Origin of the sequence: Paramesorhizobium leguminum (genome assembly GCF_003217235.1) — a bacterium.
Classification (GTDB): Bacteria; Pseudomonadota; Alphaproteobacteria; order Rhizobiales; family Rhizobiaceae; genus Paramesorhizobium; species Paramesorhizobium leguminum.
The window spans coordinates 80,457-100,292 of record NZ_QJTF01000004.1; the positions used below are offsets into that span (position 1 = coordinate 80,457).

General features: G+C 59.8%; 22 protein-coding genes. 18 read left to right on the plus strand and 4 right to left on the minus strand.

All coding sequences use genetic code 11. The annotated features are described in order from the left end of the window. Window positions 1-308 precede the first annotated feature (308 nt). On the minus strand, window positions 309-719 hold the full coding sequence (locus tag C7477_RS04705; protein ID WP_425373512.1) for a pilus assembly protein N-terminal domain-containing protein: 411 nt from the start codon (window positions 717-719) through the stop codon (window positions 309-311). Between the two features lie 281 nt (window positions 720-1,000). Between C7477_RS04705 and C7477_RS04710 the strand changes: the two genes are divergently transcribed. The 10 genes from C7477_RS04710 (at window position 1,001) to C7477_RS04760 (ending at window position 10,395) form a co-directional block, all read left to right on the plus strand. Continuing rightward, window positions 1,001-1,183 carry a Flp family type IVb pilin gene (locus C7477_RS04710; RefSeq protein ID WP_110749548.1) on the plus strand — a complete coding sequence of 61 codons (183 nt, stop codon included), beginning with the start codon at window positions 1,001-1,003 and terminating at the stop codon, window positions 1,181-1,183. Window positions 1,184-1,278: 95 nt separating this feature from the next. Beyond that, window positions 1,279-1,446 (plus strand): Flp family type IVb pilin, encoded by a 168-nt coding sequence (locus C7477_RS04715; RefSeq protein WP_110749550.1) that lies wholly within the window; start codon window positions 1,279-1,281, stop codon window positions 1,444-1,446. Window positions 1,447-1,479: 33 nt separating this feature from the next. Continuing rightward, window positions 1,480-2,001: an A24 family peptidase gene (locus C7477_RS04720; RefSeq protein WP_110749552.1), complete on the plus strand. Its 522-nt coding sequence runs from the start codon at window positions 1,480-1,482 to the stop codon at window positions 1,999-2,001. 118 nt (window positions 2,002-2,119) lie between these two features. Beyond that, window positions 2,120-2,926: a Flp pilus assembly protein CpaB gene (cpaB, locus tag C7477_RS04725; RefSeq protein ID WP_110749553.1), complete on the plus strand. Its 807-nt coding sequence runs from the start codon at window positions 2,120-2,122 to the stop codon at window positions 2,924-2,926. Window positions 2,927-3,048: 122 nt separating this feature from the next. After that, on the plus strand, window positions 3,049-4,668 hold the full coding sequence (locus C7477_RS04735) for a type II and III secretion system protein family protein (protein ID WP_425373513.1): 1,620 nt from the start codon (window positions 3,049-3,051) through the stop codon (window positions 4,666-4,668). A 273-nt stretch (window positions 4,669-4,941) separates the two neighbouring features. Then, window positions 4,942-5,604, plus strand: coding sequence for a CpaD family pilus assembly protein (locus C7477_RS04740; protein WP_245411723.1), 663 nt, complete (start codon window positions 4,942-4,944; stop codon window positions 5,602-5,604). Further along, on the plus strand, window positions 5,604-6,896 hold the full coding sequence (locus C7477_RS04745; protein ID WP_110749555.1) for a CpaE/TadZ family protein: 1,293 nt from the start codon (window positions 5,604-5,606) through the stop codon (window positions 6,894-6,896). The genes C7477_RS04740 and C7477_RS04745 overlap by 1 nt, the downstream gene beginning before the upstream one ends. A gap of 9 nt (window positions 6,897-6,905) precedes the next feature. After that, complete coding sequence (locus C7477_RS04750; RefSeq protein ID WP_110749557.1) at window positions 6,906-8,384, plus strand: TadA family conjugal transfer-associated ATPase; 1,479 nt, start codon at window positions 6,906-6,908, stop codon at window positions 8,382-8,384. Further along, a complete protein-coding gene (locus C7477_RS04755; protein ID WP_110749559.1) occupies window positions 8,381-9,385 on the plus strand; it encodes a type II secretion system F family protein in 1,005 nt (334 codons plus the stop codon). The genes C7477_RS04750 and C7477_RS04755 overlap by 4 nt, the downstream gene beginning before the upstream one ends. 14 nt (window positions 9,386-9,399) lie before the next feature. Next, window positions 9,400-10,395, plus strand: coding sequence for a type II secretion system F family protein (locus tag C7477_RS04760; RefSeq protein ID WP_110749561.1), 996 nt, complete (start codon window positions 9,400-9,402; stop codon window positions 10,393-10,395). 9 nt (window positions 10,396-10,404) lie between these two features. Here the strand turns inward: C7477_RS04760 and C7477_RS04765 are convergent, their stop codons facing one another. Then, window positions 10,405-11,211, minus strand: coding sequence for a tetratricopeptide repeat protein (locus tag C7477_RS04765; RefSeq protein WP_110749564.1), 807 nt, complete (start codon window positions 11,209-11,211; stop codon window positions 10,405-10,407). A gap of 126 nt (window positions 11,212-11,337) precedes the next feature. Here C7477_RS04765 and C7477_RS04770 point away from each other — a divergent pair, with 126 nt between their 5' ends. Genes C7477_RS04770 through C7477_RS04780 form a run of 3 tightly spaced genes read left to right on the plus strand, consistent with a single transcriptional unit; the run spans window position 11,338 to window position 13,382 of the window. Next, window positions 11,338-11,688 (plus strand): MarR family transcriptional regulator, encoded by a 351-nt coding sequence (locus C7477_RS04770; protein WP_110749566.1) that lies wholly within the window; start codon window positions 11,338-11,340, stop codon window positions 11,686-11,688. Beyond that, window positions 11,685-12,554, plus strand: a complete 870-nt coding sequence (locus C7477_RS04775) for a C40 family peptidase (RefSeq protein ID WP_110749568.1) — start codon at window positions 11,685-11,687, stop codon at window positions 12,552-12,554. The genes C7477_RS04770 and C7477_RS04775 overlap by 4 nt, the downstream gene beginning before the upstream one ends. A 30-nt stretch (window positions 12,555-12,584) precedes the next feature. Next, window positions 12,585-13,382: a class I SAM-dependent methyltransferase gene (locus C7477_RS04780; RefSeq protein WP_110749570.1), complete on the plus strand. Its 798-nt coding sequence runs from the start codon at window positions 12,585-12,587 to the stop codon at window positions 13,380-13,382. Between the two features lie 5 nt (window positions 13,383-13,387). Here the strand turns inward: C7477_RS04780 and C7477_RS04785 are convergent, their stop codons facing one another. Next, window positions 13,388-14,389 (minus strand): 2-hydroxyacid dehydrogenase, encoded by a 1,002-nt coding sequence (locus C7477_RS04785; RefSeq protein ID WP_110749572.1) that lies wholly within the window; start codon window positions 14,387-14,389, stop codon window positions 13,388-13,390. A 346-nt stretch (window positions 14,390-14,735) separates the two neighbouring features. Between C7477_RS04785 and C7477_RS04790 the strand changes: the two genes are divergently transcribed. After that, on the plus strand, window positions 14,736-15,320 hold the full coding sequence (locus C7477_RS04790; RefSeq protein WP_342633263.1) for an SH3 domain-containing protein: 585 nt from the start codon (window positions 14,736-14,738) through the stop codon (window positions 15,318-15,320). A gap of 64 nt (window positions 15,321-15,384) precedes the next feature. Here C7477_RS04790 and irrA read toward each other — a convergent pair whose 3' ends face one another. Next, on the minus strand, window positions 15,385-15,825 hold the full coding sequence (gene irrA / locus C7477_RS04795; protein WP_210206133.1) for an iron response transcriptional regulator IrrA: 441 nt from the start codon (window positions 15,823-15,825) through the stop codon (window positions 15,385-15,387). A gap of 282 nt (window positions 15,826-16,107) precedes the next feature. On the opposite strand from irrA, the gene fabA reads away from it, so the two are divergent. The 4 genes from fabA (at window position 16,108) to C7477_RS04815 (ending at window position 19,787) form a co-directional block, all read left to right on the plus strand. Beyond that, window positions 16,108-16,617 carry a 3-hydroxyacyl-[acyl-carrier-protein] dehydratase FabA gene (fabA, locus tag C7477_RS04800; protein WP_110749575.1) on the plus strand — a complete coding sequence of 170 codons (510 nt, stop codon included), beginning with the start codon at window positions 16,108-16,110 and terminating at the stop codon, window positions 16,615-16,617. A gap of 46 nt (window positions 16,618-16,663) precedes the next feature. Then, window positions 16,664-17,884, plus strand: a complete 1,221-nt coding sequence (fabB, locus tag C7477_RS04805) for a beta-ketoacyl-ACP synthase I (RefSeq protein WP_110749577.1) — start codon at window positions 16,664-16,666, stop codon at window positions 17,882-17,884. Window positions 17,885-17,954: 70 nt separating this feature from the next. After that, window positions 17,955-18,770: an enoyl-ACP reductase FabI gene (fabI, locus tag C7477_RS04810; RefSeq protein ID WP_110749806.1), complete on the plus strand. Its 816-nt coding sequence runs from the start codon at window positions 17,955-17,957 to the stop codon at window positions 18,768-18,770. Between the two features lie 252 nt (window positions 18,771-19,022). Next, window positions 19,023-19,787, plus strand: coding sequence for a molybdopterin-synthase adenylyltransferase MoeB (locus C7477_RS04815; RefSeq protein WP_110749579.1), 765 nt, complete (start codon window positions 19,023-19,025; stop codon window positions 19,785-19,787). Window positions 19,788-19,836 lie beyond the last annotated feature (49 nt).

Below are 19,836 nucleotides of genomic sequence, written 5' to 3' on the forward strand. Positions count from 1 at the left end.
CCACTGCCCCGTATTATGGCAGGGATCATAGGCATGGAGATGTTGCATTACGGTTTGGACGGGAAGGTAAATTGGAGGGGAAGTATTTACGTTTTGGAAACTATGATTCTGATGGCTCCGTGGGGCACTTCACCCCCCTCTGCCCTGCCGGGCATCTCCCCCTCAGGTGGGGAGATTGGCCTTCATAGATTTTCGGTCCCAATCGAAAACATTGCAGAACCAGCTAATCTCCCCACCTGAGGGGGAGATGCCCGGCAGGGCAGAGGGGGGTGAGAACGTGAAGCTATTCCCTCAAAACAAGAACCGCTCTAATTAACCGCCCCAGCCTGATGGGCGTTTTCGCAGAATGGCGTGCAGGACAGCATCTGCACGTCGGCGCGGCGATAGACGCGCGTGGTCTTCGTATCATCGCGGCTGACCACGACGCGGTCATCGAGGATGGCGCGGCCCTCCGCATCCATGACGACGATATTGGTGACGCCGAAACCCTTGCCGGTCAGAACCACGGTTTTTGAATCCTGCACCACCGCATCGGCGATTTCAGGATTGCCGATCACGACGGTATCCGCCGGGCGCGCAAGGCGCAGCACACGGGCCTGGTTGGTGACGAGATTGATATCCTCTTCGGCGAAGGCCGCCCCGGCGAACGATACCGCAACAAGAATCGCGGCTGCCCTTATGGCGCGCCCAAGGACGCCCTCGAACTCATGATGTGACACGCGGCTTTCCCCTACCCAACAAAATCCCTTTCCCATGATGAGGCGGATTGGTGAAGGAAGGCTTTAAAACGCTTGGCTGGGCGCTCAATACTTAAAAACAGGCTGAAAATATTTGTCCATCATTAACCACGCCCAATCATGGCGCTGATTAACCTTTTTCTAAGCGTGTTTTTTAAGCCGATTGCAAGTGCGGTTCCCTAGGTTGCAGCCATCCGATCAACGGCATCGAAAAACAACAGTTGACGGAGTGCTGTAACAACAAAGTTTTGGAGCCAATAATCATGAAGAACCTTATCGCTCGCTTCGCCAAGGATGAATCCGGCGCAACCGCCATCGAATACGGCCTCATCGCCGCGCTTATTTCCGTGGGCATTATTACCGGTGCATCGATGGCCGGAAAGAGCATCGCAAAGGCGTTCACTGACGTGGGGAACTCCGTCAACGGTGCTGTGCCTGTAAAGTAGGCTAAGGCAAAAATCTTTTGCTCAATTAACCGCTTGATTTTGTATCAGGCGGTTAATTGGTCCTGATAATATGGTTTAGATGTGAGCCGGCCAAGATGACCGTTTTTGAAATTTTTCACAGGGACGAGACGGCTTCAGCCGCGGTTGAATATGGTCTGATTGGCGCGCTTGTCTCGATTGCCATCATGGCCAGCCTTTTCCAGCTTGCGGCAAGCCTCAGTCTTGATTCCATCGCAACGCTTGTTACTGGCGCGACGCAATAAATATGATTTGCCATGGGGGCATGGGGAGTTTCAATGATCGAAGCGGCTATTCTTGTCATCTTCCCCTTCGCGATGGCCTTCGCCATCGTCTCCGATCTTCTGTCGATGACGATTGAAAACCGGGTTTCGCTCATTCTCGCCGGCTCGTTTGCCATCCTCGCGCCGCTCACCGGCATGGGCTGGGAAATCTACGCCCTGCATTTCGCCGCTGGTTTTGCCGTGCTCACCGCCACTTTCTGCCTTTTCGCCATCCGCGCCATGGGCGGGGGTGATGCCAAGCTGATGGCGGCGACAGCGCTCTGGCTTGGCTGGAACATCGATCTCATCCATTATCTCGCCACGGCGTCCATTCTGGGCGGCATGCTCACGTTGGCGATCCTCGCTTATCGCGGTTCGCCATTTACCGTCTTAGCAGGCCGTTTCGAATTCATGGACCGGCTGGCGCAACAGGGTACCGGCGTTCCCTATGGGATCGCGCTCGGCGCCGCCGGTCTTCTGACCTTCCCGCAATCTCCGCTTGGGGGCTGGGTTCTCGCGAAGCTTTCTATTCTCTAATATAAATACCCCTAATATAAGCTATTCTCTAATATAAGATTGCGTTAACCATAAGTATACGATTCCCTCTGCATGTTCTGCATCACGCGTTAAGGGCGCGTTTTGCGGGGTGGGTCATATGAAATCAGCACGCGTGGTCATTCTGGCTGTCGCGGTCATCGCAGCCGCGGGGGCGGGCTATGTTGCGATGGGCATGTCCGCGCCCGCGCCGGCTGTCACCGACACCGCCGCGCCTCAGCCGCAAATCGAATTGCGCGATGTGCTCGTCGCCACGGAAAATCTCGGCGTCGGCGCGGAGTTGAATGACCAGATGCGCTGGCAGGCATGGCCCGCGGAATCGATCAGCGACGGTTACCTCACCCGCGACGCGGAGCCCGAAGCCCTCGACCAGCTCAAAGGCTCCACTGTCCGGCTGCAGCTCATGTCCGGCGAACCCATCCGCAAGGCAAAGCTTATCGGACCCGGCCAAAGCTTCATGTCGGCAATGCTGCCTCCCGGGATGCGCGCCGTGGCGACGCAAATCTCTGCCGATACATCCGCCGGCGGCTTCATCCTGCCCAATGATTTTGTCGATGTCATCATGACGCGCAAGCAGGAAGACGAGGGCGGCAAGCCGCGCTTCCTGACCGAGACGATCCTTGAAAACATCCGCGTGTTGGCGATCGATCAGGCCATTCAGGAAGACGAAAAAGGCAACAAGGTCATCGTCGGCCAGACGGCGACGCTGGAGCTGACCCCGCAGCAGGCCGAAATCATTATCGTCGCGCGCGAGATGGCGGACCGCCTGAGCCTCGCCTTGCGCTCCACGCATGACGCGCAGGAGCCGGCGGAAAAAGAGGCCGATTACCTCGTCTCCGCCCCCGGCCGGCGCGGAACGGTGACGCTGATCAAATCGGGAACCGTGACGGAAGTGGGTGCGAAATGATCATGCGCAAAAGCGGTTCCCTGCTTCTCGAGCATTTCATTTTTAGATGGAAACGTTGGCGGGGCAATACCCCCCTCTGCCCTGCCGGGCATCTCCCCCTCAAGGGGGGAGATTACGCCTTCATGAATGTGCGGCACCAATCGCAAACGTCTGAGATTAGCCAATCTCCCCCCTTGAGGGGGAGATGGCTGGCAAGCCAGAGGGGGGTACCTCGTAAAGCAGGGGCCTCTCTAACAATTGGCATAGTCTTCCTCGCATTAACGGGTTTACTCGCCCCCCAAGCCCATGCGCAAAGCAATATCGTGCGGCTTGCCCAAAACGGCGGGGCCAAGCGCATCAATCTTGGCCTCAACAAATCCGTCGTCATCGATCTGCCGCAGGATGCCTACGACATCCTCGTCGCCAATCCCGATGTCGCCGACGCGGTGACGCGCACGTCGCGCCGCATCTATCTCTTCGGCAAGCAGGTCGGGCAGACAAACATCTTCGTCTTCGGGCCGAATGGCGAACAGATCGCCAGTCTCGACCTTCAGATCGAGCGCGACGTGGCAGGCCTCAATCATTATCTGAAGAAATATATTCCGGGCTCGGAAATCACCGTCGAACTCATGAACGACAACGTGATTCTGACGGGAACGGTGCAGACGCCGCAGGATTCGGCGAAAGCCGCCAAGCTTGCCGGTCTCTTCGTTTCGGGCGGCGAGGCGACGACGGGGCAATATAACAAAGGCGCTTCGGCGCAGACCGGTGGCGGCGGCGTTTCCATCATCGATAACCCGGATGAAGAGGCGCGCCGCACGAGCAAGATCGTCAATCTCATCACGATCATCGGTGACGATCAGGTGACGCTGAAAGTGACGGTTGCGGAAGTCAGCCGCTCGGTCATGAAGCAGCTCGGCGTCAACATGATAGGCTGGGGCGTGGCCGACGGCATCACCTATGGCGGCGTTTCGGATGCCGTCGCGGGCGCTGTCGGCAAGGCGATAACCAATTCCGGCACAGTGATCTCCGGCAAGGTGGGCAGCGGGCACCTGGACGCCTATCTCAACGCCATGGAACTGGCGGGGGCTATGAAGACACTCGCCGAACCAACGCTGACGGCCATTTCCGGCGAGAAGGCGGTTTTCAAGGTCGGCGGCGAATACAACATAATCAGCGGGCAGGATGTCGAAGAGGACGAAACCGGAGAGAAAACGCCCGTCATCGAATATGACAAGATCGAATATGGCATTGGCCTTGAATTCATGCCCGTGGTGCTCTCGCCCGGCCGCATAAGCCTGAAGGTTCGCACCGCCGTTTCCGAGCCGACGATGGAAGGTTCCGTCTCGCTGAGCACCGGAGGGCGAACGCCGGCTACAAACATCATCTCGCTGCGCAAGCGCCTCGCCGATACGACGGTGGAGCTGCCCTCTGGCGGCTCGATGATGATCGCCGGTTTGATCCGCGATGAAACCCGGCAGTCGATCTCCGGGCTCCCCGGGCTATCGAGAATTCCCGTGCTCGGCACGCTCTTCCGCAGTCGCGAGTTCGTGCGCAACGAGACCGAGCTCGTCATCATTGTCACGCCCTATTTGGTGCGCCCCGTGGCGCGCAACGCTCTGGCGCGTCCCGACGACAATCTGGCGCCCGCCAGTGACCCGGCGGGTTATATCCTCGGTCAGGTCAACCGCGTCTACGGCACGCCGCAAGCCCAACCGCCATCCGGCCGCTATCACGGCGTCGTCGGCTATATTTACAAGTGAGGGGAAGTAATGATTGGGATACATTGGCTTCATGACACCCCCCTCTGCCCTGCCGGGCATCTCCCCCTCCTGCTGTCGTCATCCTCGGGCTTGACCCGAGGATCCACGGCAAGGGGGCAGGAGCGGATCAATAATCCGCAACGGGATCGTAAAAACACTATCAGAAATATCGGGCGGCTTATGCTGGCTGGAATGCGTCAGCGTGGCGGAAATACCAGTGCCCCCTTGCCGTGGATCCTCGGGTCAAGCCCGAGGATGACGGTGGGAGTGAGGATGACGGTGGGGGTATTGTTCATCGCCCTCACCATCTCCGGCTGCGCCAATACCCAGCCCATGACCGTCGGCTCCATCCCGGACGATTACCGCACCAATCACCCCATTACCCTCGCCGAGCGCGAGCAGGTGGTGGACATCCCTGTTCGTCATGGCGATCATCGTCTCACCGCCAGCCAGCACAGCATCGTGCGGAATGCGCTTTTGAACTACCGCGCCAATGGCTCGGGCATGGTCTATATCATGCTGCCCGCAGGCGCGCCCAATGAGGCGGCGGCATACCGGCTCAGCACCGATATCGCGAACGTGCTTCGCAAAGGCGGAGTGCGCCCCGGCAATATCGCCACGGAGACCTATGCGGTCCGCTCGCCGGATGCGGCCCCGATCCGCATAACCTATTACGCGATGACCGCCGCGACAGGCCCATGCGGCAGATGGCCTGATGACATCCTCAACACCGCCGAAAACAAGCATTACGCCAACTTCGGTTGCGCCAGCCAGAACAATCTTGCCGCCCAGATCGCCAATCCCGCCGACCTGCTCGGTCCCCGAGCGCCCGGACAGATCGACGCGGAGCGGCGTGGAAAGGTGATTGGCGATTATCAGGAACGGTCACAGAGCGTCAGTCCGGTCTGGCAAAGTAGTCGGGAGGTCGAGTACTGATGCATAATCTCGCTTACGAATCCGATGAGACCGGCGAAGAAATAGACCCGATATTGACCCGCGAAAACCTCGCCGTCATGCAATCGCTGCGGCCGATACCGCGCATTTCGATCCAGGCCTTCTGCGAAACCGATGGCGTCGCCAAGCCTATCGAGCGCGCGGGCGAGGATCGCCGCATGGCCAACGCGCATCTCAAGGTGCATATGGGCGGGATTGCGACGGCGATCGAGTTCTATCAGGGCGCGCCGACGCCCAATCTGTTGATCGTCGAATCCTCCGCGGAACCACGCGCGCTGCTCGACCGATTGGCGCGGCTTGCGGAGGTTTGCGACCCGAACTCGAAGGTCATGGTCATCGGCCATTCCAATGATGTCTGGCTCTATCGCGAGCTTATCCGCCGCGGCATTTCCGAATACATCGTCGCCCCAGTCTCGCTCGCTGATATCATCGCCATCATCTCGTCGATCTTCATCGCGCCCGAGGCGGCTCCGCTTGGCCGCTCGCTCGCCTTCATCGGCGCCAAGGGCGGCGTCGGCGCCTCGACCATCGCTCACAATGTCGCCTGGACAATCTCCACCCGGTTCGAGAGCGATGTGGTCATAGCCGACATGGACCTTCCCTACGGCACCGCCAACATCAATTTCGACCAGGATCCGGCGCAGGGCATAGCCGATGCGGTGTTCTCACCGGAGCGGATCGATGAGGTCTATCTCGACCGCCTGCTCTCGCAATGCGCCGATCATCTGTCGCTGCTCGCCGCGCCTTCCATGCTCGACCGGACGTTCGATTTCGGCGAGGATGCCTTCGCCAATCTGATTGACGTGGCGCAGCGTTCCGCGCCGCATGTGGTCCTCGACGTGCCGCATGGCTGGAACGGCTGGACACGCACCACGCTTGCCCGCGCCGACGAGGTGATCATCGTGGCTGCGCCTGATCTCGCCAATTTGCGCAACGCCAAGAACCTGATCGACACGCTTAAAGCATTGCGCCCCAATGATGCGCCGCCGCGCCTGATCCTAAACCAGATTGGCGTCCCGAAGCGCCCCGAGATTTCGCCTGTGGATTTCGCCGAGCCGCTGGATGTGGAGCCGATAGCGCTTGTCGGCTTTGATCCGCAGCTTTTCGGCAATGCCGCCAACAATGGCCGTATGCTGGGCGAGACCGACCCTTCGCACACGGTTGCGCAGACCATTGGCGACATTGCCCATATCCTGACAGGGCGCGCCGAGGTGAAAACCAGAAAGAAGAGCGGATTGACAAGCCTGTTCGGCCGATTGTCGCGCGGCAAGTAGGGGGACCGGATGTTCGGCAAGCGAGGCAATGATAGCGGCAAGCGCGTGGAAGCTATCCGCACACCCATACCGGCATTGGTGACCGCGCCTACCCCTGCGCCAAGCTTGGCTCCGACCCCGGCACATGCGGCCGCCATGATTGAGCCGGGCAGTCGCCCCACGATTAATCCGCAGCATGTTGCCGCAACGATGCGGGAGAAGGGCGACGGTTATTATACGACGAAAGCCCAAGTGTTTTCGGCCCTGATCGACACCATTGATCTCTCACAGCTTTCCCGAATGGAGGCCGATGCCGCGCGTGAGGAAATCCGCGATATCGTCAACGACATCATCGCCATCAAGAACTTCGCCATGTCGATCTCGGAGCAGGAGGAACTGCTCGACGACATCTGCAACGATGTGCTGGGCTACGGCCCGCTGGAGCCGCTTCTGGCGCGCGACGACATCGCGGATATCATGGTCAACGGCGCGCGCAAGACCTATATCGAAGTGGACGGCAAGGTGCAGGAAACCGGCATCCGCTTCCGCGACAACCAGCAGCTTCTCAACATCTGCCAGCGCATCGTCAGCCAGGTGGGACGGCGCGTCGATGAATCGAGCCCGATCTGCGACGCGCGCCTGCCCGATGGATCGCGCGTCAACGTCATCGCCCCGCCGCTCGCCATCGATGGCGCGGTGCTGACCATCCGCAAGTTCAGACGAGACAAGCTGACGCTCGATCAGCTGGTGCGCTTAGGCGCGATCTCGCCGCATGGCGCGGAAGTCCTGCAGATCATAGGACGCGTGCGCTGCAATGTGATCATTTCCGGGGGCACCGGCTCGGGCAAGACGACGCTGCTCAACTGCCTGACCCGCTATATCGACGCAAACGAGCGCATCATAACCTGCGAGGATTCGGCGGAATTGCAATTGCAGCAGCCGCATGTGGTGCGTCTCGAAACGCGCCCGCCCAATCTGGAAGGGGAGGGCGAAGTCACCATGCGTGATCTCGTCAAGAACTGCCTGCGCATGCGCCCCGAGCGGATCATCGTCGGTGAGGTGCGCGGCCCTGAGGTGTTCGACCTGTTGCAGGCCATGAATACCGGCCATGACGGCTCTATGGGTACGATTCACTCCAACAGCCCGCGCGAATGCCTGAACCGCATCGAGGCGATGATCGCCATGGGTGGATTCACCCTGCCGCCGAAGACTGTGCGCGAGATCATCGTCGGCTCGGTCGATATCATCATCCAGGCCGCCCGCCTGCGTGACGGCTCGCGCCGCATCACCCACATCACCGAGGTGGTCGGCATGGAAGGCGATGTGATCATCACGCAGGATCTCCTCACCTACGACATCAAGGGCGAGGACGCGCAAGGGCGGATCGTCGGCGAGCATATCTCCACGGGTATAGGCCGCCCCGCCTTCTGGGACCGCGCCCGCTATTACAATGAGGAGCGGCGCCTCGCCGCCGCGCTCGATGCCATGGAAAAGCGGGTTCAGGCATGATGGCCCCCACGCTTCTCTTCGCCTTGCTTGCGGGCATCGCCGCTGCGGCGCTTGCCTACGCCCTGTTCTATGAGCGGATAGCGGAGGGAAAGGCAACGGACCGCCGCCTCAACACCGTCAAGCAATCGGCCACCAGCATTTCCGTGAAGAAGGCCGGTCGTGACCGCGCAGCGGAGATCCAGAAACGGCGCAAATCGCTGCAGGACAATTTGAAAGACCTCGAAGACCGGCAGAAGCAGCGCGAAAAGAACCAGAAATCGCCGCCCTTGCGCATTTTTCTGACGCAGGCAGGCTTGAGCCTGACGGTACGGAAGTTCTACCTCTATTCGGTCGCGGCAGGTCTGACGATCACGCTTGTCGCCATCTTTCTCGGCGTCCCGCTCCTGCTTGCTCCCGGCGTGCTGCTTGCGGGAGCCTTCGGCTTGCCGCGATGGTTTATCGGTCATAGGCGCCGCCGTCGCATCAAGGCGTTTCTCGATGAGTTTCCCAATGCGCTCGACGTGATCGTCCGCTCGGTGCGCTCCGGCCTGCCGCTCAATGACGGGCTGCACCTCATCGCCAGCGATGCGCGCGAGCCGGTGCGGGCCGAATTCCGCCGCGTCGTCGAGGCGCAGCAGATGGGACTCTCCATTCCCGAAGCGGTGGCGAAAATGCCGGATTCCATGCCCTGCCCGGAGGCCAATTTCTTTGCCATCGTCATCCAGATTCAATCCCAGGCTGGCGGTAATCTGTCGGAAGCGCTTGGCAACCTCTCGCGCGTGCTGCGCGATCGCAAGAAGATGAAGGCGAAGGTCGATGCCCTGTCAATGGAGGCGAAAGCGTCCGCCGCAATCATCGGCGCGCTGCCCTTCATCGTCACGGTGCTTATCTATCTCTCCAGCCCGCAATATATCCTTCTGCTTTTCACCAGCCAGACGGGGCATATGCTGCTCGGCATTTCCGCCGTGCTGATGACAACAGGCATTTTGATCATGAAAAAGATGATCAACTTCAACATGTAGACGGAACGGCGGCCATGGGTTCTCTCCTCGCGCAACTGATCGACCCGCAATTCCTGGTGGCCTCGCTCGTCGGCGTCGCAGTCTTCGCCACGTTTTTGACCTTGGCTCTGCCGCTATTGAGCGGCAATCAACTCAAATCGCGTATGAAAACGGTAGCACTGGAGCGCGACGCCATCCGCACCCGAGAGCGGGCTCGGATGGCTAGCGAGGGCGAAAAGCGGCGCGGATTGCGCCACACGCAGAAGCCGGGCATTCGCGATTTCGTCGAAAAGCTCGATTTGAAGCGAGCCTTGGCCGATGAAAAGACCGTCGCCGCCTTGCACAATGCCGGTTTTCGCGGGCAGAACCCGCTGAACGTCTTTTTGTTCATGCGCTTCGTTCTGCCATTCGCCGGTCTGATACTAACCGGATCTTATATCTTCGGGCTAGGCCTTCTTGCCGACCAGCCACTGCTTGTCCGCATCGTCGTCTGCATCTTCGGCGGTTATGCCGGCTTCTACGCGCCCAATCTTTACGTCTCCAACCGCGCCACAAAACGCAAGCAGTCGATCCAGCGCGCATGGCCTGACGCGCTCGACCTGATGTTGATCTGTGTGGAATCCGGCATGTCGACAGAATCCGCCTTCCGCAAGGTGTCGGAGGAAATCGGCATCCAGTCCGTGGAACTGGCGGAAGAATTCGTGCTGACCAATGCGGAACTGTCGTTCCTGCCCGATCGCCGCCAAGCCTATGAAAACCTTAGCCGCCGCACGGGTCTGGAGCCGGTCAAATCGGTGATGCAGGCGTTGATCCAGGCCGAACGCTACGGTACGCCGGTCGCGCAGGCGCTGAGAACCCTATCTCAGGAAAGCCGCGACATGCGCATGAACGAGGCGGAAAAGAAAGCGGCCGCGCTTCCGCCCAAACTGACCGTGCCGATGATCGTATTCTTCCTGCCGGTGCTCTTTATGGTCATCCTCGGGCCGGCCTTCATCCAGATCAGCGCCCAGGGTGGTTTGTTCGGGCAGTGACTTGGAAGATCAGCCCTTTGGCTTATCCTTAAGCTTGGCCCAGGAATTCTGTTGCGCCAGCATGGCGCGCAGATATTGCATGTTGGCATCGGCCTGTTGCGGCGAGAGTTCGCGCCTGGCGATGGCCTCAGCCTCCTGGAAGCGGCCTTGCAGGCCCACCACCAATGCGAGGTTCTGCCTGATGCGGCTATCCGCTCCGGGCGCGGACGAAGCGCTGCGCATATGGGTTTCCGCGGTCTTCAAATCGCCTGCGAGCATGTATGACATGCCGAGGTTGGATAGGATCGACGCTTCACCCGGCTGGATATCGAGAGCGCGGTGGTAGAGTGCGCGCGCCGCTTGTCTGTCACTCATCTGGTCTAGAATGGCGCCTTCGGCGGAGAGAAGCCGCCAGTCGGGATAGGCCGGCGTCTGCGCCCGACGTACGGCATCGAGCGCCGCCTCGAACTCACCGGCGCTGGCGAGCGATTTGCCGTAAGCCGCGAGCACCTGACGATCCCTAGGGTAAGCGATGGCCAGCGCGCGCATGACCGCAAGCGCCTGATCGCCGCGCCCCGTCATGCCCAGCACGTTGGCATAGGCGAGGGCGAGCGGCTTGTTCTTCGGGTCTTTCTGATAGCGTGAACCGTAAGTCTGCACGGCTTGCGCCAGTTCCATGGCGTTCATCTGCTCGACCGGTCGCGCCGATGCGCGGGTAACGGAGCCTGTCGTGGTTCGGTCCGTCGTGGTGCACCCGGCAGTGCACGCTGCAAGCATCATCATCGCTGTTGAAAAAATCAAACGGCGTCTTCCGCCGATACCCCGCGTGGTCGCCATGGCTTTGTTCCCGTCCCGTCATTATCCCCTGAGAAAGCAATAAACTGTTAACCCTAATGGATGGTTAAGGGCGCTACTTTGCTTGCATGGCTTGAATGATACGGGACCGAAACAATATAAATATGCATGGCGATAGAACTGAAACCTCTTCAGGCGCTGACCTTGCTCAAGACCGTGGCTCTCGCCGAGGTGCGCGACGAGATGCCCGATCTGACATGGCGTCAGATGGCGATATTGCTCACGGTCTATCTGGAGCCGTCGCCCCACACGGTGCGCGGGCTGGCGGCGAAGCTTGGCGTGACCAAGCCGGTCATCACCCGCGCGCTTGACACGATGGGCGCGATGGGGCTCGTTTCGCGGCACCGCGACGAGAAAGATCGCCGCAATGTGCTGATAAAGAGAACGGTAAGCGGCGCGCTCTATGTAGAGCGGCTGGGCGATCTGGTGATCGCGAAATCGAGAGAACTGCCATTATGACCGTACCGGTGCTGTTGGACCGCCGTCTTCATGCTTTCCGCTCCGATCTCGCCGATGCGCGGCTCAAGGGGCAGGTGGAGGCGGAACGCTTCGTGCAAGGAAAACCGATGCGTGTCGCGCTCCCGGTGGTGGATTTGCGTGGCGAGCCACGCCCGGCCAGCGGGCCGCAGACACAGTTTCTGCTGGGTGACGATGTGATAGTCTTCGACGAGGCCGATGGGTGGTGCTGGGTGCAGGCCACGCGCGACGGCTATGTCGGTTACGTTGAACAATCCGCGCTGGAACAGCCGAAAGGCGAGCCGACCCATGTGGTCAACGTCCCGCGCACCTTCGTCTATCCGGGCGCGGACCTGCGCTTCCCTCATGTGCAGACGCTCTCGCTTGGCGCGCGCGTCATCGTCACCGGCAAAACGGAAACACGCGGCACCAATTATCTCGTGCTCGAAAACGGCGAGGCGATCATTGCCCGGCATCTGCGACCGGTTGCCGGCCATGCCGATGATTTCGTCGCAGTGGCCGAAACCTTGCTCCACACGCCCTATCTGTGGGGCGGAACCTCCGCCTTCGGCATCGATTGTTCAGGGCTGGTGCAGCTTTCCATGCGAATGGCGGGAAAGAATGCGCCGCGCGACAGCGACATGCAGGCGGCGGCGATCGGCGCGATAATCGAGCCCGACGCCGATTACGGCAATCTCAAACGCGGCGATCTCGTTTTCTGGAAAGGCCACGCCGCGATCATGGCTGACGAAAAGACGCTGATCCATGCCAACGGCCACACGATGAGCACCAATTACGAGCCGCTCCATGACGCCATCGAGCGCATCGCCTATCTCTATGGCTATCCGACGGCGGTGAGGAGACCGTAGGGGATATAACTGGCTACGAAAGGAACCGGAATGGCTGGGAAAGCACCAGAACCGGCAACTGCCCGCAGGTTTGCTTCAAATGCCGATGGGTACGCGAGATTCCGGCCGGATTATCCGAATTCCATCCTTTGGCCCTTGGCCGAGGCAATTGCCGCCGTTGCGGTGACGGGTCCCTTGCCGGTTATCGATGTAGGCAGCGGCACCGGCATCTTTTCACGCGGTCTCGCAAGTCTCCTGCCGGCTGATATTCCCATTCGTGGCATCGAGCCATCGGATGCCATGAGAAAACAGGCGGGGATTGAGAAGGACGTCACCCGCGCTATCGCTTATGAGCCCGGAACGGCCGAAGCGCTGCCCGTAGAGAATTTTGCCGCGCGCGCCGTGGTCGCCGCGACGGCTGCTCATTGGTTCGATAGACCCGCCTTCTATCAGGAAGCCGCGCGCGTCATCGTGCCGTCCGGTGTGCTCGGTATCGTGGAATATATCCGCGATGCCGACCGCTCTCCCGCCGCAAGGGTGATTGAGACATTTCTTGCTCAGCAGAGTGAGCCCAAGGCCTATGCGCGGCCCGACTACGAAAAAGAACTGTTGTGCTTGCCGGACTTCACCGCGCCGCGTTGTTTCGAAGAAGATGTGATTTTATCGCTCTCCAAAGACGAATTCGTCGGCCTCGCCCTGTCCTCGTCGCATGCTCGGGCAGTTGTTGAGCGACGCGGTCAAGCCGTCGCTGAAAAAGCTCTTCTCAATCTATCGGAGCCTCTGGTTCTAGCCGATGGAACGATCCCCTATGGCTATCGATTCCGGCTATTCATAGCGTGGCGTAAGTAGGCCCCTCAAACTCTCTCCGGCAGCACCCGGTCTGGCGGGCGGTGTCCATCCACGAAGGCACGGATGTTTATGATCACCCGGTCGCCCATGTCGGTTCGTCCCTCGATGGTGGCCGAGCTCATATGCGGCAGGATTACCACCTTGCCCTCTGCTGCAAGTCTGACGAGCCGCGGATCGATGGCCGGCTCATGCTCGAATACATCGAGCCCGGCGCCGGCGAGCTTGCCCTGCTCGATCTGTTCGATCAGCGCGTTTTCATCGATGATCTGGCCGCGCGCGGTGTTGACGAGGTAGGCGGTCGGCTGCATCAGCGCGATGCGGCGCGCCGAAAGCAGGTGGAAGGTGGCAGGCGTTGACGGGCAGTTGACGGAGATGATGTCCATGCGCGCCAGCATCTGGTCGAGGCTCTCCCAATAAGTCGCCTCCAACTCTTCCTCGATGCGTGGACTGACCCGATGCCGATTGTGGTAGTGGATCGAAAGGCCGAACGCCTTGGCGCGCCGCGCGACGGCGGTGCCGATCCGGCCCATGCCGACGATGCCGAGACGCTTGCCCCAGATCCGGCGACCAAGCATCCAGGTCGGCGACCAGCCCGGCCATTTGCCGGTCTCAGTAAGCACATTCGCCCCTTCCACCAGACGGCGCGGCGCGGCGAGCATCAGCGCCATGGTCATATCGGCGGCATCTTCGTTCAGCACGTTCGGCGTGTTGGTAACTGTGATGCCGCGCCTGGCGGCGGCGGCAACGTCGATATTGTCGACGCCATTGCCGAAATTGGCGATGAGCTTCAGGTTCGGTCCGGCCTGTTCTATAATTGCTGCATCGATGGTGTCGCTGATAGTAGGAACCAGAACATCAGCCTTCTTCACCGCCGCGATGATTTCCTCCGGCGACATGCGGTGATCGTCGATATTGAGCCTGGTATCGAAAAGTTCGCGCATTCGCGTCTCGGTCGCATCGGGAAGCTTCCGCGTAATGACGACCAAAGGCTTTTTCTTGGCTGGCATGTCCACCTCTTACCTCAAGCATTATCCCGAAAAGTTGGCACGCTTTTCGGACAAGATCATGCGGCCTACTCTCTCCTAAACCATCATCCCCGAACCGAAGGTCAGCGTCAGCAAAAAATTGGCTAGCTTTTCGAACAAGATCATGTGGCCTGCTCCCGAGCGCCGCGCCTACGCCCCAATAAGACTTTTTTTACCAAAGAGATTGAGCCCTCTTTAACCAGACAGGGCGCAAACTAATGGTCCTGTCTACCAAGGCGACGCGCCAAAGACAAAGAAAAACAGGGCCGGCATTTGTGGCCGGATTTCACCCAAAAAAGACGTGACGGCAGAACCGGCGAGGACGGATTTGTATCAGAATTTTCAACTGCGTTCCCCCTTTTTCCTGGCGGGGCTTGTTTCCCTGTTCCTGATGGGCGCATCGCTTGTCATTCCCGGCCAATACCATGCTGCGGCAGCGGACCCCGGCGCGGGAGCCGCTGGAACAATGGTTGGGCCGAGTGGCTTGCCGTTGCCGCGCTTTGTCAGCCTGAAGCCCAGCCGGGCGAATTTGCGCGTCGGGCCGGGGCGGCAATACGCCGTCTCGTGGCTTTTCCAGAAATCCGGCCTGCCGATAGAGATCATCCAGGAATATGACAATTGGCGCCGCATTCGCGACGCTGACGGCGCGGAGGGCTGGATTTACCAGTCCATGCTTTCAGGCAAGCGCACGGCCATCGTCGCGCCCTGGAAAAAAAATGAGCCGAAGGCGCTCATCAGTCTTCATGCCGGCCCGGACGAAACGACAGGCCTCGTCGCCCGCGTCGAGCCGGGCGTGATTGGAACGCTGGACGAATGCGACGGCGACTGGTGCCGGTTCAAGATCGAGGGGGTCGATGGCTGGGTAAAGCAGGCGGAACTCTGGGGCGCCTATCCCGGCGAGAAGTTTGACTAAGGCAGTAGGGGAATAGGGCAGTAGGGCAATATGTTTTTTGCCGGAAACATATTGCCCTACTGCCCTACTGTCCTATTGCCTTGCGACGTAGTCGCACAATGATATCGACATTGACGATTTCCATCCCTTCCGGCGGCTCAGGCAGGTTGCTGACGACCGGCTGCCCCTTCGGACCGTTGGGAATGTCGATGACCGCATTTTCCCCTTCGATGAAGAAATGTTGGTGATCGGAAGTGTTGGTGTCGAAATAGGTTTTAGATCCCTCGACGGCGACGATGCGCAGGAGGCCCGCTTCGGTGAACTGGTGCAGCGTGTTGTAGACCGTCGCGAGCGAAACCGGGACATCGGCTCCCACCGCTTCCTCATGCAGTTTCTCGGCGGAAAGATGCCGGTCTCCTTGCGCGAAGATCAGACTCGCCAGCGCAATACGCTGCCGCGTCGGGCGTAAACCCGAAAGTCGCAGGCGATCTTCGATTTTGGTTGCGTGGGCGGAATGTGTGTGCACGGGCCTTTCCGTCAATTTCGCGTCAAATAAACATGATCCCGAAAAGTTGTAGACTTCTCAAATAAAGATCATGCGGCTGCTCGAAATGTGCCTCAGGCGGTTGCCGATGATGCATCAAGATTGATATATGCCCTCTCAAGACAACGATCAATAGCGTTTCCCGCGCGAGACAAGCCGGGGAAAAGCCGTTGACCCGGTTTTACTGTTGGAAACGCTCCATGTTAGGGGTGTTTTCAGAGATTTCAGGCTGCCCAGCGGCTTGGCAGAATGATGGGAGACATGATGGCAGAGCAAAAATCGAGCTACGGGTTTGAGGAACTCCTCACCTGCGCGCGCGGCGAAATGTTCGGTCCGGGCAATGCGCAATTGCCGGCGCCGCCGATGCTGATGTTCGATCGGATCACCGAGATTTCGGAAACCGGCGGCGAAAATGGCAAGGGCTATATCCGCGCCGAATTCGATATCAAGCCGGATTTGTGGTTCTTTCCGTGCCACTTTATCGGCGATCCTGTCATGCCCGGCTGCCTCGGCCTCGATGCCATGTGGCAGTTGACCGGCTTCTTCCTCGGCTGGCTTGGCGAGCCCGGCAAGGGCCGCGCCATCTCCACCGGCGAGGTTAAATTCTCCGGCATGGTTACGCCCAAGACCAAGCTCGTTGAATATGGTATCGATTTCAAACGCGTGATGCGCGGACGCTTGGTATTAGGTATCGCTAATGGCTGGATGAAAGCCGATGGCGAAACCATATACCGGGCAAGCGATCTGCGCGTCGGCCTCTTCAAGGAAGCCTGAATAACATTGGCGCAGATGCAATAGATCTGGCGCAAAGGAGAATGCGATGCGGCGTGTGGTCGTCACCGGAATGGGGATCGTCTCCTCGATTGGAAACAGCACGCAGGAGGTTCTCGCCTCGCTGCATGAAGCCAAATCCGGCATTTCCCGGGCGGAGGATTACGCTGCGCTCGGCTTCCGCTGCCAGGTAGCAGGCGCGCCACAAATCGACGTGGAAGCGCTGGTAGACCGCCGCGCCATGCGGTTCCATGGCCGGGGTACGGCGTGGAACCACATCGCGATGGATCAGGCGATCCTCGACGCGGGCCTCACGGAAAGCGAGATTTCCAACGAGCGCACCGGCATCATCATGGGGTCGGGCGGTCCGTCGACGCGCACCATCGTCGAATCCGCCGACATCACCCGTGAAAAAGGCCCGAAGCGGGTCGGCCCCTTCGCTGTGCCGAAGGCGATGAGCTCCACCGCGTCGGCCACCCTTTCCACCTTCTTCAAGATCAAGGGCATCAACTATTCCATCTCCTCTGCCTGCGCGACCTCCAATCATTGCATCGGCAATGCCTATGAGATGATTCAATACGGCAAGCAGGACCGCATGTTCGCGGGCGGCTGCGAGGATCTCGACTGGACCCTTTCCGTCCTGTTCGACGCCATGGGCGCGATGTCGACAAAATATAATGATCGCCCCTCCACAGCATCCCGTGCCTACGACAAGAACCGCGACGGCTTCGTCATCGCCGGGGGTGCCGGTGTGGTGGTGCTCGAAGAACTGGAAGTCGCCAAGGCGCGCGGCGCCAAGATTTATGGTGAGATCGTCGGCTATGGCGCGACATCGGACGGCTACGACATGGTTGCGCCCTCGGGTGAGGGCGCGGAGCGCTGCATGAAGCTGTCGCTCGCCACCGTCAAGGACAAGATCGACTACATCAACCCGCACGCCACCTCGACGCCGGCCGGCGACGCGCCGGAAATCGAGGCGATTCGCCGCGTGTTCGGCTCGGGCGATAATTGCCCGCCGATTTCGGCAACAAAATCGCTGACCGGCCATTCGCTGGGCGCGACGGGCGTGCAGGAGGCGATCTATTCGCTCCTGATGATGCAGAATGATTTCATCTGCGAGAGCGCCCATATCGAAGAACTGGATCCCGCCTTTGCCGACATGCCGATTGTCCGCAAACGCATCGACAATGCGCGCCTGAACACGGTCCTGTCGAATTCCTTCGGATTCGGGGGAACCAACGCAACGCTGGTGTTCCAGCGTTACGCATGATCCCGAAAAGTTGCAGACTTTTCGTAACTGATCATGCGGTTAAAAGGCAGGGCTGATGGAGAAAAATAATATGCAAGGTTTGATGAAAGGGAAGCGCGGCCTCATCATGGGGGTCGCGAACAACCACTCGATCGCCTGGGGTATCGCCAGACAGCTCGCCGCGCAAGGCGCGGAATTAGCCTTCACCTATCAGGGCGATGCGCTGGGCAAGCGCGTCAAGCCGTTGGCCGAGCAGGTCGGCTCTGATTTCGTTCTGCCATGCGATGTGGAAGATATTGCGACCGTGGATGCCGTTTTCGCCGAAATCGAAAAGCGGTGGGGCAAGCTCGACTTTATCGTTCACGCCATCGGTTTTTCCGACAAGAGCGAATTGAAGGGCCGCTATGCAGACGTGACCACGCGCGAGAATTTCAGCCGCACGATGGTGATCTCGGCCTTCTCCTTCACGGAAATGGCGCAGCGCGCCGCAAAGCTGATGCAGGACGGCGGCTCGATCCTGACGCTGACCTATGGCGGCTCGACGCGGACCATCCCGAACTACAATGTCATGGGCGTGGCCAAGGCGGCGCTCGAAGCCATGGTGCGCTATCTCGCCGCCGATTACGGACAGCAGGGCATCCGCGTCAACGCGATTTCCGCCGGTCCCGTGCGCACACTCGCCGGCGCCGGCATCGGTGACGCCCGCGCCATCTTCAGCTACCAGCGCCGCAACGCGCCTCTGCGCCGCACCGTCGATATCGACGAGATCGGCAATTCGGCCCTCTATCTGCTTTCCGATCTTTCGAGCGGCGTGACCGGCGAAATCCATTTCGTCGATTCCGGCTATAATATCGTTTCGATGCCGACGCTGGAGGAATTGAAGAAGACGGATGAGAACGGGGAGTAGGCTCTCTTTTAGTTTGCTCTACGGTCGTCATCCTCTCTACAGTCGTCATCCTCGGGCTTGACCCGAGGATCCATGGACGAGAGGCAGAAACGGTACTGTCATTTTGCGACGGGATCATTAGCAGCAAGGCTGATATGAACCGAGGAATGGATGCAGCGATTTTCTGGATCGCCCTGATGCTCGTGAAGCACGGCGCTCCTCTGGCCGTGGATCCTCGGGTCAAGCCCGAGGATGACGAAGTCGGGGTGAAGCATGACCGATCCTGACGCCCCCTTTTCCACCCCCGAACTCGAACGCTACGCGCGCCATATCGTGCTGCGCGAGATCGGCGGTCCGGGGCAGCAGAAATTGAAGCGCGCCCGTGTGCTGGTGATCGGCGCCGGTGGTCTTGGCGCGCCCGTGTTGCAATATCTGGCAGCGGCGGGTGTCGGAACGATTGGAATCGTCGATGACGACCGGGTTTCCCTTTCCAACCTGCAGCGGCAGGTAATCCACGATACGCAAAGCGTCGGCGAGCTGAAAACGGCAAGCGCCGCATCGAGCATCGCCCGCATCAATCCGCATGTGAAGGTCGAAACCCACGCCTTTCGGCTCGACGCAGCCAACGCCGAAGCGCTGATCGCCGGCTATGATGTGATTGCCGACGGCTCCGACAATTTCACGACGCGCTATATCGTGGCCGATAGCGCCCATGCCGCGAAAAGGCCCTTGGTGACCGCAGCGATTGGCAGGTTTGACGGATCGCTAACGGTACTGAAGCCCTACGAGGCGGATGAGACCGGCAAACCGAACCCGTCCTATCGCGATCTTTTCCCGGAAGCCCCGCCGCCGGGCCAAGTGCCCACATGCGCGGAAGCCGGCGTCCTTGGCGTGCTTCCCGGCGTCCTCGGCTCCCTGCAGGCCATGGAAATCATCAAGCTCATCACCGGCATCGGCAAGCCGCTTGTCGGGAGGCTATTGCTGTATGATGGGCTTGCGGCGCGGTTTGAGACGATCAACTACAAGAGTGAGCGGTGAGCAGTAAGCGGTGAGCCGAATATTTTTTTACTGCTCACCGCTTACTGTC

Excerpts from the sequence above, each read along its gene's own strand:
- C7477_RS04710 (WP_110749548.1), top strand. The coding sequence starts at position 1,001 with ATGAAGAACCTTATCGCTCGCTTCGCCAAGGATGAATCCGGCGCAACC.
- C7477_RS04715 (WP_110749550.1), top strand. The coding sequence starts at position 1,279 with ATGACCGTTTTTGAAATTTTTCACAGGGACGAGACGGCTTCAGCCGCG.
- C7477_RS04720 (WP_110749552.1), top strand. The coding sequence starts at position 1,480 with ATGATCGAAGCGGCTATTCTTGTCATCTTCCCCTTCGCGATGGCCTTC.
- cpaB (WP_110749553.1), top strand. The coding sequence starts at position 2,120 with ATGAAATCAGCACGCGTGGTCATTCTGGCTGTCGCGGTCATCGCAGCC.
- C7477_RS04735 (WP_425373513.1), top strand. The coding sequence starts at position 3,049 with ATGAATGTGCGGCACCAATCGCAAACGTCTGAGATTAGCCAATCTCCC.
- C7477_RS04740 (WP_245411723.1), top strand. The coding sequence starts at position 4,942 with ATGACGGTGGGGGTATTGTTCATCGCCCTCACCATCTCCGGCTGCGCC.
- C7477_RS04745 (WP_110749555.1), top strand. The coding sequence starts at position 5,604 with ATGCATAATCTCGCTTACGAATCCGATGAGACCGGCGAAGAAATAGAC.
- C7477_RS04750 (WP_110749557.1), top strand. The coding sequence starts at position 6,906 with ATGTTCGGCAAGCGAGGCAATGATAGCGGCAAGCGCGTGGAAGCTATC.
- C7477_RS04755 (WP_110749559.1), top strand. The coding sequence starts at position 8,381 with ATGATGGCCCCCACGCTTCTCTTCGCCTTGCTTGCGGGCATCGCCGCT.
- C7477_RS04760 (WP_110749561.1), top strand. The coding sequence starts at position 9,400 with ATGGGTTCTCTCCTCGCGCAACTGATCGACCCGCAATTCCTGGTGGCC.
- C7477_RS04765 (WP_110749564.1), bottom strand. The coding sequence starts at position 11,211 with ATGGCGACCACGCGGGGTATCGGCGGAAGACGCCGTTTGATTTTTTCA.
- C7477_RS04770 (WP_110749566.1), top strand. The coding sequence starts at position 11,338 with ATGGCGATAGAACTGAAACCTCTTCAGGCGCTGACCTTGCTCAAGACC.
- C7477_RS04775 (WP_110749568.1), top strand. The coding sequence starts at position 11,685 with ATGACCGTACCGGTGCTGTTGGACCGCCGTCTTCATGCTTTCCGCTCC.
- C7477_RS04780 (WP_110749570.1), top strand. The coding sequence starts at position 12,585 with ATGGCTGGGAAAGCACCAGAACCGGCAACTGCCCGCAGGTTTGCTTCA.
- C7477_RS04785 (WP_110749572.1), bottom strand. The coding sequence starts at position 14,389 with ATGCCAGCCAAGAAAAAGCCTTTGGTCGTCATTACGCGGAAGCTTCCC.
- fabA (WP_110749575.1), top strand. The coding sequence starts at position 16,108 with ATGGCAGAGCAAAAATCGAGCTACGGGTTTGAGGAACTCCTCACCTGC.
- fabB (WP_110749577.1), top strand. The coding sequence starts at position 16,664 with ATGCGGCGTGTGGTCGTCACCGGAATGGGGATCGTCTCCTCGATTGGA.
- fabI (WP_110749806.1), top strand. The coding sequence starts at position 17,955 with ATGCAAGGTTTGATGAAAGGGAAGCGCGGCCTCATCATGGGGGTCGCG.
- C7477_RS04815 (WP_110749579.1), top strand. The coding sequence starts at position 19,023 with ATGACCGATCCTGACGCCCCCTTTTCCACCCCCGAACTCGAACGCTAC.